14 protein-coding genes and 1 pseudogene are annotated in these 14,099 nt (G+C 59.5%); 8 read left to right on the top strand and 7 right to left on the bottom strand.

Going from position 1 to position 14,099, the window contains the following annotated elements; all coding sequences use genetic code 11:
• Together V0Z78_RS03715 and V0Z78_RS03710 are read left to right on the top strand one after the other, a co-directional pair.
• Nucleotides 1–597, top strand: a complete 597-nt coding sequence (locus V0Z78_RS03715) for a hypothetical protein (RefSeq protein ID WP_336343276.1) — start codon at nucleotides 1–3, stop codon at nucleotides 595–597.
• Entirely contained in the window at nucleotides 594–1,502 is a 909-nt protein-coding gene (locus V0Z78_RS03710; RefSeq protein WP_336343275.1) for a hypothetical protein, read from the top strand. Before V0Z78_RS03715 ends, V0Z78_RS03710 begins: the two co-directional genes overlap by 4 nt.
• Before the next feature lie 52 nt (nucleotides 1,503–1,554).
• Here the strand turns inward: V0Z78_RS03710 and V0Z78_RS03705 are convergent, their stop codons facing one another.
• Entirely contained in the window at nucleotides 1,555–2,121 is a 567-nt protein-coding gene (locus V0Z78_RS03705; protein WP_336345160.1) for a 3-hydroxyacyl-CoA dehydrogenase family protein, read from the bottom strand.
• A gap of 147 nt (nucleotides 2,122–2,268) precedes the next feature.
• Between V0Z78_RS03705 and V0Z78_RS03700 the strand changes: the two genes are divergently transcribed.
• Nucleotides 2,269–2,421 carry a DUF2080 family transposase-associated protein gene (locus V0Z78_RS03700; RefSeq protein ID WP_336343274.1) on the top strand — a complete coding sequence of 51 codons (153 nt, stop codon included), beginning with the start codon at nucleotides 2,269–2,271 and terminating at the stop codon, nucleotides 2,419–2,421.
• 3 nt (nucleotides 2,422–2,424) lie between these two features.
• Complete coding sequence (locus V0Z78_RS03695) at nucleotides 2,425–3,624, top strand: RNA-guided endonuclease InsQ/TnpB family protein (RefSeq protein ID WP_336343273.1); 1,200 nt, start codon at nucleotides 2,425–2,427, stop codon at nucleotides 3,622–3,624.
• Nucleotides 3,625–3,637: 13 nt separating this feature from the next.
• Here V0Z78_RS03695 and V0Z78_RS03690 read toward each other — a convergent pair whose 3' ends face one another.
• The 4 genes from V0Z78_RS03690 to V0Z78_RS03675 form a co-directional block, all read right to left on the bottom strand.
• Nucleotides 3,638–4,663: an AAA family ATPase gene (locus tag V0Z78_RS03690; RefSeq protein WP_336343272.1), complete on the bottom strand. Its 1,026-nt coding sequence runs from the start codon at nucleotides 4,661–4,663 to the stop codon at nucleotides 3,638–3,640.
• Nucleotides 4,656–5,732 carry a DUF4350 domain-containing protein gene (locus tag V0Z78_RS03685; RefSeq protein ID WP_336343271.1) on the bottom strand — a complete coding sequence of 359 codons (1,077 nt, stop codon included), beginning with the start codon at nucleotides 5,730–5,732 and terminating at the stop codon, nucleotides 4,656–4,658. The genes V0Z78_RS03690 and V0Z78_RS03685 overlap by 8 nt, the downstream gene beginning before the upstream one ends.
• Nucleotides 5,733–6,008 carry a hypothetical protein gene (locus V0Z78_RS03680; RefSeq protein WP_336343270.1) on the bottom strand — a complete coding sequence of 92 codons (276 nt, stop codon included), beginning with the start codon at nucleotides 6,006–6,008 and terminating at the stop codon, nucleotides 5,733–5,735.
• Between the two features lie 765 nt (nucleotides 6,009–6,773).
• Nucleotides 6,774–7,082, bottom strand: coding sequence for a DUF7344 domain-containing protein (locus V0Z78_RS03675; RefSeq protein WP_457852001.1), 309 nt, complete (start codon nucleotides 7,080–7,082; stop codon nucleotides 6,774–6,776).
• A 157-nt stretch (nucleotides 7,083–7,239) separates the two neighbouring features.
• On the opposite strand from V0Z78_RS03675, the pseudogene V0Z78_RS03670 reads away from it, so the two are divergent.
• The 3 genes and pseudogenes from V0Z78_RS03670 (at nucleotide 7,240) to V0Z78_RS03660 (ending at nucleotide 10,283) form a co-directional block, all read left to right on the top strand.
• Nucleotides 7,240–7,894 (top strand): annotated as a pseudogene (locus tag V0Z78_RS03670) (IS6 family transposase).
• Nucleotides 7,895–8,067: 173 nt separating this feature from the next.
• Nucleotides 8,068–9,123 carry a polysaccharide deacetylase family protein gene (locus V0Z78_RS03665; RefSeq protein ID WP_336343268.1) on the top strand — a complete coding sequence of 352 codons (1,056 nt, stop codon included), beginning with the start codon at nucleotides 8,068–8,070 and terminating at the stop codon, nucleotides 9,121–9,123.
• A gap of 563 nt (nucleotides 9,124–9,686) precedes the next feature.
• Nucleotides 9,687–10,283, top strand: a complete 597-nt coding sequence (locus V0Z78_RS03660) for a DUF7344 domain-containing protein (RefSeq protein ID WP_336343267.1) — start codon at nucleotides 9,687–9,689, stop codon at nucleotides 10,281–10,283.
• Between the two features lie 243 nt (nucleotides 10,284–10,526).
• On the opposite strand, the gene V0Z78_RS03655 is transcribed toward V0Z78_RS03660, so the two are convergent.
• Both V0Z78_RS03655 and V0Z78_RS03650 read right to left on the bottom strand, forming a co-directional pair.
• On the bottom strand, nucleotides 10,527–10,763 hold the full coding sequence (locus V0Z78_RS03655) for a PRC-barrel domain containing protein (protein ID WP_336343266.1): 237 nt from the start codon (nucleotides 10,761–10,763) through the stop codon (nucleotides 10,527–10,529).
• A 657-nt stretch (nucleotides 10,764–11,420) separates the two neighbouring features.
• Complete coding sequence (locus tag V0Z78_RS03650; RefSeq protein ID WP_336343265.1) at nucleotides 11,421–12,407, bottom strand: SDR family NAD(P)-dependent oxidoreductase; 987 nt, start codon at nucleotides 12,405–12,407, stop codon at nucleotides 11,421–11,423.
• 463 nt (nucleotides 12,408–12,870) lie between these two features.
• Between V0Z78_RS03650 and V0Z78_RS03645 the strand changes: the two genes are divergently transcribed.
• Nucleotides 12,871–14,016 (top strand): sugar transferase, encoded by a 1,146-nt coding sequence (locus V0Z78_RS03645; RefSeq protein WP_336343264.1) that lies wholly within the window; start codon nucleotides 12,871–12,873, stop codon nucleotides 14,014–14,016.
• Nucleotides 14,017–14,099: the final 83 nt, after the last annotated feature.

Here is a 14,099-nt window from a genome sequence, read left to right as displayed (position 1 = left end):
ATGAGTGCCGATACTCCTACCGAGACCGATTCCGAAACCGATGTCGACACCGACACCGACGCTGACGACACGGCAGCCGACCCGTCGCCAGCCGCTGAAATCGAAGCCGATCGGCGGCGCTCGAGGGCGACCGTAGCGATCGGACTGCTCGGTCTCGCGATCGTCGGGGCGGGGTTCTGGATGGCCGCCGAGACCGTCGGGCTCGTCGCCGCCGCCGGCGTCGGCCTCGCGTGGTACCTGCTGTCGAGTCCATATGCGATCGCGTTCGGCCACGCCGCGTTGCTCCCGTTCGTCTCGGCCGTGGCGCTGCGCCCCGACCTTCTGCGTCCCGAGCTGCTGGTCGCCGAACTGGGGCTAGTCGTGCTGCTCGTTGCCCCCGCTGCGGGGAGTGACCGGCCCCTGTCGTTCGTTTTGATGACCGTCCCCATACTGGCAGGACTGCTCCTCGTCGGACTCGGCGGCTACTGGTTGAGCGCCGACCTTCGGATCGCGGCCGGCGCGTTGGTGGGAACGATCGTGGTGGCCGGCTATGCCCTGTATCGGTACGAACTGGTTCGACTCGGCCTCGTCGACACAGAGGAGGGTGAGCCCGCATGAGCCAGCAGGAACCGACGCCACGCGAGAACCCACCCGAGGAGGACGAGATGGCCGGAGAGAGCGAGGAGAGACTCGACGAGCGGACGACGCTCGCCGCACAGGTCGAGCTGCTTCAAGAGGAGAACCAGCGGCTGCGCCAGGCGTTCGCCCACGCACGGCGTACCGAGTACCAGCGCGCGGCGATCGGGCTCGCGATCCTCGGGGCGATCGCAGTGGCCGGCGCGGTCGTCTTCCCGACGGTCCGGACGGTCCTGCTCGCGCTCGGTGCCACGGGTCTGTTCGCGGCGGTCATGTCGTACTACCTTACTCCCGAACGGTTCGTCTCCGCGGCGATCGGCGAGTACGTCTACGCCACGTCGGTCGCCGATCGCGAGTCGCTGACCGCGGAGCTCGGCCTGCAGGACACCCAGGTCTACGCCCCGACGGCCGCCGCAGGCGAGGAGTCGGCGCGGCTGTTCGTCCCCGAGAAACGGGAGTACTCGCTGCCCCCGGCAAGCGAGCTCGACTCGCTGTTCGTGATCACCGACGACGCCCAGCAGCGCGGCGTCGCCCTCGAGCCGATCGGCGCGGCGCTCTTCCGCGAAGGACGGCGCGCCGTCTCGGGCGAACTGGCGGCCGAGCCGAGTACGCTCTGTGATCAGCTCGGCGACGCGACAGTCGAGGTGTTCGAGCTCGCGGACGGCGTGACCACGGACGTCGACTCGGACGACGGGCGGGCGTCACTGGGGGTTTCCGGGAGCGCGTACGGCGACGTCGATCGCGTCGATCATCCGATCGCCTCGGTGTTCGCGACGGGGCTGGCGGTAACCCTCGAGACACCGGTTACGGTCGAAACTACCGACGAGACCGACCGGGCGGAGTTCCTCGTGACCTGTCGCTGGGAGCCGAACGCCGAGACGGAATGACGGCCGCCACCGTGGTCGATGGCGGGCAAGACAACGAACCAGTCGAGTCGCCTCAGTCGTCCAGCTTCTCCATCGCCCGTCGGATGGCGGCGACACGCTCGTCCCGGTTGGCCGTGATCTCGTCGGGAGCGCGGTCGTACTCGAAGAACCCGGCCCCGTCCTCGATGCCCGTCCTCCCCTCGGCGATCCGTTGCTCGTACAGCGGGTTGGGCGTGTCACGGTCACTGAGGTCGGGATAGACCTGTTCGGCGCTCGTCCGAAACAGCTCGAGGCCGGCGATGTCCACCGTCTCAAGCGGGCCGATGGCGGCCGTCCGGATGGCGTACCCGTCGCGGATCGCCCGGTTGACGGCCGCCGGCGAGGCGATTCCCTCCTCGACGATGTGGAGACACTCGCGGATCACGGCGTGTTGGACCCGGTTCCAGACGAACCCGGGAACGTCGCGTTGCACCAGCACCGGCTCCCGATCGACCTGCTCGAGGAAGGTTCGGATCCGATCGACGGTCCGGTCGCTCGTCCTCTCGCCGGGGATCACCTCGACCGGTCGGAGCAGGTACGGCGGGTACCACCAGTGACAGCCAACGACGCGGTCGGCTCCCTCTGGTACTTCGGCGGCGATCTCCGTTATCTAAATTGCAGGCGCTAAAACCTCGTCCTTCAGGGCGGGGATACAGCGCCGTCATCGTCTAACAACTATGCTCGGTAGCTGTCCCGCAGGCCCACGCCACCGATAGACTTAAGTTGCAACTCAGTATATACACAGTTAATGGATCGGCACGAAATCGAGGGCTACGAAGTCCTCGACCGAGACGTTCGCCCGGTCGGCAACGGCGCGCACGTTCTCGTCCCGAAGCGATGGATCGGAGCAGACGTGAAGGTCGTCCGAGTCTCCCAACCCAACGCCGATTCAGACGAGTAGACCATGCGCTACAACTACCGGTACAGGCTCAATCCGTCCGACGCTCTCCGTGAGACGTTAGACCGGCATCGCGACCTGTACCGGCAAGTGTACAATCACTTCCTTCACCGCCTCAACCACGTTGACGGGACGACGAAGTACGGCGAGATCAACGAACTCCCGTCGATCAAGAAGTGGTGGTCCGATCTGTCCGACCTCTACTCCCGAACCCTTCAGAACGTCGTTGAGCGGTTGTACGACAACCTCTCACGGCTCAAAGACGCGAAGGAGAACGGTCGAAAGGTGGGCTCGCTCAAGTGGAAAGCACCGCACGAGTACCGATCGTTCACGTACCGACAGTCCGGCTTCGAACTCAAGAACACGAGTGGCCGCACTGTCCTACGACTCTCAAAGATCGGAGAAATACCCGTGCGGCTCCACCGCGAGCTTCCCGACGGTACGACGGTCAAGCAGGTCACGGTCAAGAAAGAACCGACTGGCGAGTGGTTCGCTGTCCTCGGGATCGAAACCGAGAACGACGCGCCACCGAAGCCCGAGAATCCCGAGCGGTGCGTCGGGATCGACGTGGGTATCCTGAAGTACGCTCACGACAGCGACGGAACCGCCGTCGGGTCGCTCGACCTGTCCGATGAACGCGAGCGACTTGAACGCGAGCAACGGAAACTCTCGCGAAAGGATCACGGGTCGGCGAACTACCGAAAGCAACAGCGCGTTGTGGCCCGGCGGCACGCCGACCTGAAGCGAAAGCGGCGGGATTTCCTACACAAACTCTCGAACTACTACGCTCGTGAATACGACCTCGTAGCGGCTGAAGACTTGGACGCAAAGAGTCTGATGGAACTCCCCTCGAACAGCCGAAACCGGGCGTCGGCGTCGTGGGGAACGTTCCTCCGGATGCTCGAATACAAGTGCGACCGCGAAGGAACGCACTTCGTCGCCGTCGATCCGGCAGGAACGACCAAGGAGTGTTCAGCGTGCGGCGTCGAAACCAAGAAGCCGCTCTGGGTTCGGGAACACTCGTGTCCGTCGTGCGGGTTTGAAGTGGACAGAGACGCGAACGCGGCGCTGAACATTCTTTCTTGCGGACTCACGAAGGTAGGGACGGGCTGTCCCGAAGTAACGCCTGCGGAGACTGCGCTCCCTACGGGAACCGATTCGGTTCCTGGAAAGCGCGTCATCGAAACAGGAAGCCCCGCCCTTTAGGGCGGGGAGGATGTCACCTAAATTTCCGACGGACCCCGTCCGAGGCGGTGTCCGAGGCGGCGTTCGAGACGACGCCCTCCTGTTCGGCCTCGGGGTCGCTGCCCGGCGGCTGGACGGTCGTCATGATCTCATCGAGGGCCTCCGCCGCCGTCACGCCGCCCAGCTCCGCCTCGGTCGACATCACGAGTCGGTGGGCGAACGTCGGGCGGACGAGCGCCTTAACATCGTCGGGGATCACGTAGTCGCGGCCGTGGATCGCCGCGCGCGCCTTCGTGGCGTCCAGAAGCGCGAGCGAGGCCCGCGGGGAGGTGCCGTGAGCGATGTCGTCGTGGTCACGCGTCGCTGCCACGATGTCGAGAATGTAGTCCTTCACGCGGTCGTCCACGTGAACGTTCGCGGCGGTCTCGCGCGCCTCGATGATTTCGGTGGGTTCGACGACCTGTCTGATCGTCCCGGGGCCGAGATCCGGCGTCGTGTTGAACCGGTCGAGTAACTGAGACTCCTCGGCTCGATCGGGGAGGTCGACGGTGAGCTTGAACAGGAAGCGATCGCGCTGGGCCTCCGGCAGCTCGAAGGTCCCCTCCATCTCGATCGGGTTCTGCGTCGCGAGCACGATGAACGGCTCCGGGAGGGAAAGCGTCTCGCCCTCGATCGTGACGGTTCGCTCCTGCATCGCCTCCAGTAGCGCGCTCTGGGTCTTCGGCGTGGCGCGGTTGATCTCGTCGGCCACGACGACGTTCTTGAAGACCGGGCCGCGCTGAAGCGAGAACTCGCCCGACTGCTCGTGATAGATGTGCGTCCCCGTCACGTCGGCCGGGAGCACGTCGGGCGTCATCTGGATCCGGCCGTACTCGAGCCCGGAGGCTCGCGCGAACAGGTTCGCCATCGTCGTCTTCGCGACGCCGGGTACCCCTTCGAGGAGGACGTGGCCCTCCGAGAGCAGCGCGACGGTGAACTTCTCGATGATCGGGTCGTTGCCGATGAGAACCGTCTGCATCTCTTCACGAAGGGTATCATAGAGCGTGGCCGGATCAGTCATCCTTCCCACCTTTTTTACGCTGGTTCATAACTACTTTCATCACTCGTTCGCGCCGATTCGCGTCCCAGTCGGGGTGTTGGGCCTCGAGGAGCGCGCGGAGTTCGTCGGGCTGGAACGTCACCTCCGTTCGCTCGACCTCGGTCGGGCGACCCAGCCGGGCACGAACTCCCCGCAGCCAGCCCGGCCGACGATCGAGCAGCGCCACACTGCCGACGAGCCCGCTCACGAACAGCAGCTGGAGGATCGCGGAGTCACGAAGCGCCAACAGCGAAAGCGCCAGCGGCGGGAGGTCGGTCGCCTGTGACTGGTCGATGAGCACGCGGTCGTGGGCGGCGAAGAGCTGCTGGACGAACGCGCGATTGCCGGGGCGCTCGAGCATGACGTTGATCAGCGAACTCGAGTCGCTGATCACGACGACCTCACCCTCGCCGATCTCCTCGGTCGTCATCACCGGGCGGGCGCCGAGGGTCTCACCTTCGTCGAACCGCTGGTTGCGGTTGGCGTCGAGATAGGCGTACTCCGAGGTCTGGATCAGTACGTCCGCGCCGTTGGGCGCGAGCGCCGTCCCGTAGTTCAGCGTGAACGAGTCGCTCTCGCTCACGTAGGGGTGGTCGGCGGTCTGGGTCGCGACCGGAAGCGCCGGCGAGCGGTGGTACTCGCGTTCGTCGCGCAACGGGTCGCCAACGATGCGTGTGCTCGCGCCTATCTCCTGGAGCAGCTGGTTCGTCTCTCCGACGTCGTCGGCGATGACGAGGGTCCCGCCGCTTCTGACGAACTCATCGAGCCGAGCGCGGTCCTCGGGTCCGTACTGTTCGTCCGCGGCGACGGCGACGGCGACCGTCCCCTCGGCCGGCGTCTCCTCGTACTCGGTGGTGTCGGTCGCGACGATCGTCTCGGCGCCCGCGGTCTGTGCCTCGGAGCGAAGCTCCGACGTCCCCTCCCAGGAGTGGGTGTACGTGCCGAACGCCGCCCCCGACGTGCTCGCGCCGACGATGAGTCCGATTCCGAGGACGATGGCGAGGGCGTACAACAGGAGACGGGGGTATGACAGATCTCGAAGCGCCCGCATTCAGATCACACCCGAGGGAAGGATCTCAAGGATCCGTCGAACGACGATCGCGCCGAAGACCACGAGTCCGGCGGCGATCAACCACTTGAGACGCTTGCGCCACTCCGGGGTCACGTTGAACGGCGCCGTCAGTTCGGTGATGACGAGAAACCCGATCAGCGAGAGCACGAAGAAGAGCTCTAACGACAGCGCATCGAGGAGGACGAGACCGATGACTGAGGCGAGCATCCAGGCGGTCTGCCCGTTGATGAACCGCCGGCGGCGGTGAGTCGGCATCTACTCGCCATTTCAGTGCACCGGTTACAAAACTATCGTCTTCTGGAGTCGATGGATCCCCTCTCGTATCGCTGTAGTGAAGAGCACTAGTTCGGCTCAGGATCGGTGCTCCCAACCGCGATCTAGGACGTCACCGGACTCAAGAACGGAGTGTAGGACGGATTTCCAGGGCCGGACTGCAGAGTTCGCTCAAGTACCGAATTCGTTCCGAGGCAGTCGCGAGCACCTTCGATGAGGCCTGCTAGTTGCCCGAACGAATCTGCTCTCGTCTTGTCATCGATCTTCCGTAACGACGTGATTCACTGAAATTCCCTCCAGGAGCTGTTCTTATTTTAGAGGATACTGATTGACAGTAATATTTATAGTGTCATGTATTCTCATATAGGAAGGCATATGAAGCAACAGACGGACTCCAACCAGCCCACGGTCGTCGAGGTGCAGCCGGCTGAACGGGAAGACGTGAATTGGCACAGTACCTCAACCTTACCGGATGAGACATCGATCGGACGTCTTGGGGCGTATTGGTACGTCCTTGATGGAGACGGTCGGGCGATTAGCAAGGGGTATCATGAGATCACACTTGACGAAAATGGAGACCGGATCGGTAAGCGCAATGCGCGAAGCGAGCAGGTAGTGCTCGTTACGGAGCCCGATCAGGCGTCGTCGGATCGCAGTTGAGCTCCGAGAGAGACAGACAGGAATCCCCTCGGAGGCGCTGTTGGAAACCCGCTTCACATATTGCGATTTCATCTCGCGGATAGCAGATCAAACTTCGTCAGCGTCCTCTAACAAATCGAGAAACGGGTACAATTCTTCGAAACGTGGCCCGCGGGTGATGCGATCTCGGTCGCGATCCCAATCAATGAAGCCGCTGTCTTCCAGTTTGGGAAAATGCACCTGATAGAGTTCACGGTGAAATCGCTCTTGCTCCGCGTTGTTCGACACGAAGTCCGCCGGCCTGAACTCCATTTCGTCGGACTCTGATTGGCGATTCAGTGTGAGAAGTATCCGTCGTCGAGCTCGATGTCGAAGAACAGTGAATATCTGACTCACAGGATCCGTGGATGGTGTCATGTGTTCCTCACGCTCCACTCTGAGTTTGCAAGTGGAAAACATTATCTATTGTTATTATATACATCATACACCGTACTTTCATCGGAGGGTCTAGGCAAAGAGCGAGCAGATCTTGGAGTCGGTTATTCCCTAAACTTAAGAACCGCTTACAGTCTCCCTGGAGTCCTCACCACTTGAGTACTGGAACGATGAGAGCACTGCGAGTACTCTGTGGGTGCTCGCCGTGTGACTTCATTCGACAGGTATCTCGCCTCAAAAGACAGCTGCCGTTCCTGAGCAGTTCGGCGGTAGTCACTCATATCAAGCGGTGTCCCAATAGCGTCACCGAGGGGTGCTGAACAGACCCCAGACCCGCTGCGGGCACACCAGCTGTGGGTCACCGTCGACGAAACCGCTGTAACGATCGGGACTGAACAGCAATGGCTGTACGCCACGATCGAGATTGAGACGAAACTGGTGCTTGGCGTTCGTATCTCCAACCGATGTGGAACGGATCCAGCCGCCGCATTTCTCGGCCGACTGGTCGAGAACCATGACTTCTCTGAGACGCGTTTCCCGTCGATGGCATAGGCTACCTGACCGCTTTGGCGCGGTGCGATCTCCACGATCACTTGAACCACGGTGATCGGAGTCTCATCGGGAAGTGGTTGCAAACGCTTGCGATGCGGATCGATCGGTTTCATCAAACCTGGATGGGCGGGTGGGTCAGGGTACAACGCTAGCTCACTGCCTTTGTCCATTACTACAACACGCGACGACCGAATCAAGCACTTGAACACCGCACTCCTGCCGAGGAAGTAATGATCCACTGACTAGTAATCACAACAATAGTTGATTATCAATAAACCAAAACAAAGACATGATGGTATAATAATTACTGCATGATTAGAATAATATGACGCGCCAACATAGCCGTAATTCATGTCAAAATAAAGATTCTAACCGATCGAGACCAACGCGTCGGCAGGCACTTCGAACGCTTGGAATGATCGGAGGGCTCTCTCTCACTGGCTGCCTTGACCAGGCCAGCAACCTCGACCCCAGCGACACGGTAGACTCCAACGACACGGAGAAGAACGACACTGGAGATGATCCCGAAGACGAAACAGAGAACGAGACAGAGCGGGAGAACGAGACCGAAGAGCAGACGAATGAGCGCCTCAGTCCCCCAGAAAATGGGGCAGTCACTTTTGTGTATGATGACGGTCCGATTGAGGACTATACGAAGGCATTTCCCGTTCATCAGCAGTTCAAGGCGCCTGCAACGGTCGGAATCACCTCGAGTTGGGTTGGCCGCGAGAACTACATGGGGATCAGACATTTAGAGAAGCTTGTGGACGCTGGCTGGGAGATCTCTTCTCATACAACCGACCATCTGCCGATTGCATCATTCAAAATTCAGGAAGATATCGAAGCCGACGACAGAGAGATCGACCCGACAGAGATTCGCCATGGCCATCACGAGGGAAAGAAGGTCGAACTTACGGACGGGGACCATTCGGTAATCCGAACGGTTGAAGGTCTCGGTGGTGAGACCGAAGATCCGCATGTCGTTCTTACTGAGGCGGTCGGCAAGCCGTTCAAAGCCGGTGAGACCGTGATCCGGTATCCCCGGGAGACTATGCACAAGACGCTGTTCGAGTCTAAACGCAAACTCGAGAAGTACGGATTCGAGGTGAATACACTGCTTGCACCGTACGATCGATTTAATGAATGGTCGATGGAATTCGTACCCGAGTATTACATCGGCGTAGCGAACGCGAACTACGAGACGCGGATCAACTCTGAAGGGTTCAACCCATTCGAGACACAACGGTACTACTTCATTGAGAACGCCAATCGTTCGGCTGTAGAATCGGATTTAGACGAAATCGCCGACCGGGGAGCATTCGGAGTATTCGGAGCGCACACGGTCAAAGACGAGGTAACACAGGAGCTGATCCGGGAGACGCTTGAGTGGGTAGACGAGCGGGGGATCGAGGTAATGACCCTTCGCGACGGGTTCGCTCATTTTGCCGAACCCCAGACTTCGAATAAGTAGCCGCCAAAGACAGTGTCTAAGTAAAGAGCGAGTAGTTCTTGGTTGTGGTGTGCAGGTAAACCCACGAACCGCTTACCGTTTTCTTCGAGCCCTCACCGCTTGAGTGCTGGGATGAGGAGAGTACCATGGGCGCTCAGAGCGCTCACGGTACGGCTTCACTTGATGGGGCTCTCGCTTGATGAAACAGCCCTTGTTCTCGAAACCTTCGGGTCACTCGATCACATCAAGCGGTGTTTCAGTGGCGTCACCGGGAGGTGCTGAACAGGCCCCAGACCCGCCACGGGCACAAATCAGAGAGCGCCATCACATCCTGGTGTTTGAAATCCCCGGACTACCTGCTGTGAGAAGAACGGCTCACCCTACCTTGTTGGCGCTCGGTCTTCGGTATGAGTACTGGGTAGCATCTACCGGACCACCAACAAGTAGTCTACCCGGACTATGAAGCCATCCATCTGACACCATACAGTTACCATGTGTTAAAAATGATATGAGTAGCAAGAACAATGCCGGATCTATTTGACGAAAGAGTATTAACTTCCATTGGGTCCAGAGACCAAGTCTAGGTGTATCTCGAGACAGGTGAAACAACACGAAAGAAGCAGATGAAACGAGATATAGGCAGGGATGAGAGTAATAACGGCTCTCTCTCAAAGGATGAGATTTTCTATCTCCTCCAAAATAGCCGTCGGCGCCAAGCCCTTCAGATGCTTCTAGAGACTAATGGTACGGTAGAAATGGGTGAGATGGCAGAACAGATTGCTGCTTGGGAGCAGGGTATCGCCGTCGACGACATTCAGTCTGAGCAGCGCCAGCGCGTCTATATTGCTCTCTATCAGTCTCACCTACCGAAACTGGTTGAATACGGACTCGTTAGCTATGATCGGAGCCACGGGACTGTGAAGCAGACACCAGAGATCGATCAGGTAATTTCGTATCTACAGGATAAGGAGAGCACAGGGCAGAGAGACGGTAGAATGCAGAAATGGATAGTGGTCTATGGGGCTATTACCGGTGTCAGTATCTCACTGATCGGGCTTGCGTGGTTGGCTATTGGACCAATCAGTCTGCTGGTCGATGTAGGACTCGGGTTGGTCGTTACGCTTCTCTATGCTAGTGCAACGATCGCAATGATCGCTGATGAGTATGGTTCACCGATCTAGGTTTATAACTACGCTCGTCTGTCAGCATCCATTGGTGAGAACGACCTGACTCCGGGTAACGCCTGGAAGTGGTCGGCGACTGAATTTCGCCGTAATCTCTGCAGGTGTACAACCAGCCGATGTAGAACATCCCTGTAGCTCAGTTCTCAGACGAGAAGGATATTGTACAAAAATTGGGGCAATGGATCAGATAGGCAGATTTGCTTTCTCCTCGTTCGACTGGTGCGTGGCACTATCTGCTGGTTATCGTTGAACCTGGATTTCAGTATCGGTTATAGCTTCGATCTGGTGACCATCAAGAGCATAGGTGTCTTCATCTGCATCCCCCCATCCCAGTGTTGATTTTACCTCATCAGTGAGCCCAGGGTCTGGATGTACATGTGCCGTTCCTGCTTGAATCGTTTGGACGACGCCGATCTTCTCGCCGTCGGAGTTTACGACGTCTTTTCCTTCATCTTCGGCAGTGAGTTGTGCACACATTGTGCTCATACCATCACGATTCTCCGTGATATACTCTGTGGTAATCGATACTACTGAACACGGGCTGCTCTGAAAGACTCAATCTCTGGGAGGCACTGTGGGGCTGGAGGATGCCCAGGGTCTCCTCCGGAGTCCCAGGACGAGATGTTCGAACGTCTCGTTGATGTTCTGCGTGGGATTGCTCTTCAGTTTGCCCGTGAGCCGCTCGCTTGCGACTAGGTCATCGTTCTCGTTGAGGTCGAGATCGGTGAGGAGAAGCTGGCCATCGAAGTTCGCTGGGTTATCGACCGGGAAATCGGTGTGTCCGACAGACCGAGGAATACACGCTTACCGTCCACCCGCGCCACGGAGAACGCTACGAGGTCCGTGTCTCTCCGATCACATTCAACGAAAAGCTGGAGAGCGCGTAAAGGCGGACGACAGCGATTGAAAACGGAAAGGACGAGTAAATTCGAGAATCGACGGGATCAACGGCGCCTATATCGAGGAAGCCGAGAATCGTCCACGCCTACATCCCGTTCGGTCCCCTCACTACTCGACGAGAATCAACTGGTCAGCTCCGTGCTCGTCAGGATCGACCGGATTGTCGTCCTCGAACTCATCGTTTCCCGACACCACTCGAGCAAGAGCGCGTTCTCTACGAACGGACCAGCCGGACTACGAATCGCGGACCAGCGGATCGTACCACTCCTCGTTGGCGCGGTACCAGTCGATGAACTCGCCGACACCCTCGCGGATCGTCGTCGTCGGCTCGTAGCCGAGGAGTTCGTTCGCCTTCGTGATGTCGGCGTGAGTGTGCTCGGCGTCGGCGTCGTTCCGCTCGCCGTACTCGAGTTCGAGTTCGGGTGCGAGCTGGTCGCGGACCTCCTCGGCCAGCGTCTTGATGTCGATGTTGTCCGTACTGCCGACGTTCACGATCTCGCCGTCGGCGACGTCCGTCTCCAAAAGCTGCTCGTTTACCCAGAGGATGTCGTCGACGTAGGTGAAATCGCGCGTCTGGGAACCGTCACCGTAGATGACCGGCGGTTCGTCGTGGAGACACCGCGAGACGAAGTTCGAAATCGCCATGTTCGGGCGCATGCGCGGCCCGTAGACGGTGAAATAGCGAAGCGAAACGGTGGGCAGGCCGTACACCTCGCTGTAGACGCGGGCGTACTGCTCGGTCGCGAGCTTCGAAGCGCCGTAGGGGCTCACCGGCGTGGTGGGGTGGTCCTCGTCGTAGGGGAGGTACTCGGGCTTGCCGTAGACCGACGAGGAGCTCGCGACGACCACCCGTTCGATATCGCTCATCCGGGCGGCCTCGAGCACGTTGAGCGTGCCGCCGACGTTGATCTCGGTGACCTTCCGCGGGTTGTCGACGCTCGTGCGCACGCCCGCCTGGGCGGCCTGATGGTAGACGTAGTCGACATCCTCAACGAGGTCCATGACCAAGTCTTCGTCGCGGATGTCGTCATTGACGAGCTCGTAGCTTCCCTCGCCCGCCTCGGCGAGTTCGCGACACCGCTCGACGGTGTGCTCCTTGATGCCGACGTTGTAGTACGGCTCGAAGTTATCGAGAACCGTGACGTCGTGCCCGCGCTCGGTGAATCGTTCAGCGATGTGCCCGCCGATGAAACCGGCACCGCCCGTAACGAGGATCCTCATTATTGGATGGTCTCTCACACGATATGAAAAGGTGACGAACTACGGTTGTCGGCGCTACGATGAAGTTGAAGCTGGCGACTACAAGAGAGAACCACTAGGTGAGGTCCATGCGTGAGGGTAGCAACCACCGAGATAAAGCCCGGGATATTTATTGCGAGATCGGAGAAATATATTACTGATGGTCAGAGGAATAGTACTTCGAGTGTTGAGTGCTGGAGGGGTGGTAGTTTGTACGACTATCGCCGTACTCATCGCGAATCATCCCCTCACGCAGGCAATCGTTACGAGACACCTCCCGCTCGCTCGGCGACTACCGGTAACGGTACTGACGGCCTCCGACCTCATCCTCGCGATCGGACTCAGCAGTCTCACCGTCTTTCTGTGTTTAACGCCGCTCTACAAGCTACGGACGCGGCGGATTCTCGATCTGATCTTCTTGACCGAAAAGCGGGTGTTGACTGCGATGTTCGCGCTCGCGACATTGGGCTATTTCAACTGGACGTATCGACTCCCGCGCGCGACGCTCGCGATCACGACGGCGATTCTCCTCGTGGTCCTCCCAATCTGGTTGGTGATGGTCAAAAGCGAGTACAGAACACGGAATCCACAGGCAATCATCGTCGGGGACGATCCGGCCCAGATCAGCCGTGCAGCGAACGCGCTTAAAATGCCGATCCTCGGCTATCTCTCGCCGCCGATCAACGTCGACTCGGAGTCGGCGACACCGAGTCCGGAGATGGTGCTGGACGGCGGCGCGGAGGTCTTGTTGCCACCTCTCAAACCGCTCGGAGGACTGTCCCGTCTCGAGCAAGTTCTTACCGACTACGACGTCACTACCGTCGTCCTCACGTTCAGAACGACGGATCGTGGTGAGTTCTTCGGCGTCCTCGAGACCTGTCACGAGCACGGCGTCGAGGCGGAAGTGCTTCGCGAACACGCAGACAGCGTGCTGCTTTCGGAGGAAACCGCCGGAGAACTGGTGACGGTCGATCTCGAACCGTGGGACTGGCAGGATCGGCTGCTCAAGCGCGGGTTCGACGTTACGTTCGCGCTTACCGGGGTGGTGTTGTTCGCACCACTACTCGGGCTGATCGCGCTCGCGATCAAACTCGACAGTCCCGGACCGGTCTTCTATGGACAGAAACGCACGGCGGACCTGGGAAGCACCTTCGAGGTGTTGAAGTTCCGGACGATGTACGCCGGGAGCGAATCAGTCGGCCCGGTCGACGACGAGGACAACGACCGAATCACCCGCGTCGGCCGACTGCTTCGGAAATCCCATCTCGACGAGCTCCCCCAGCTCTGGTCGATTCTCGTCGGTGATATGAGCGTCGTCGGCCCCCGAGCGGTCTGGATAGACGAGGAGTCTTTGCTCGAGGAACGAGCTGTCGAGTGGCGAAAGCGGTGGTTTGTCAAGCCGGGATTGACCGGCCTCGCACAGATCCACGACGCTTCGAGCACCGACCCGGAGACTAAGCTCCGCTACGATCTCGAGTACATCAGACGGCAGTCGTTCTGGCTGGACGTGAAGATCGTGATCCACCAGATCTGGATGGCGATGACTGACGTTGTCGAACTGGTTCGGAATACGGATCCAAAACGTCGATAACACAGTGGGTGTCCGATAGGGTAAGGACCGGCAACGAATTCGGACGCGATATGCATCGCAGGGGCCGTCTGAGTCGGCCTCGA

The sequence above is a fragment of the Halalkalicoccus sp. CG83 genome, from assembly GCF_037081715.1.
Lineage (GTDB): Archaea > Halobacteriota > Halobacteria > Halobacteriales > Halalkalicoccaceae > Halalkalicoccus > Halalkalicoccus ordinarius.
Note: the sequence above shows the minus strand (reverse complement) of the source record. Positions and strands in the feature narration are given on the sequence as shown.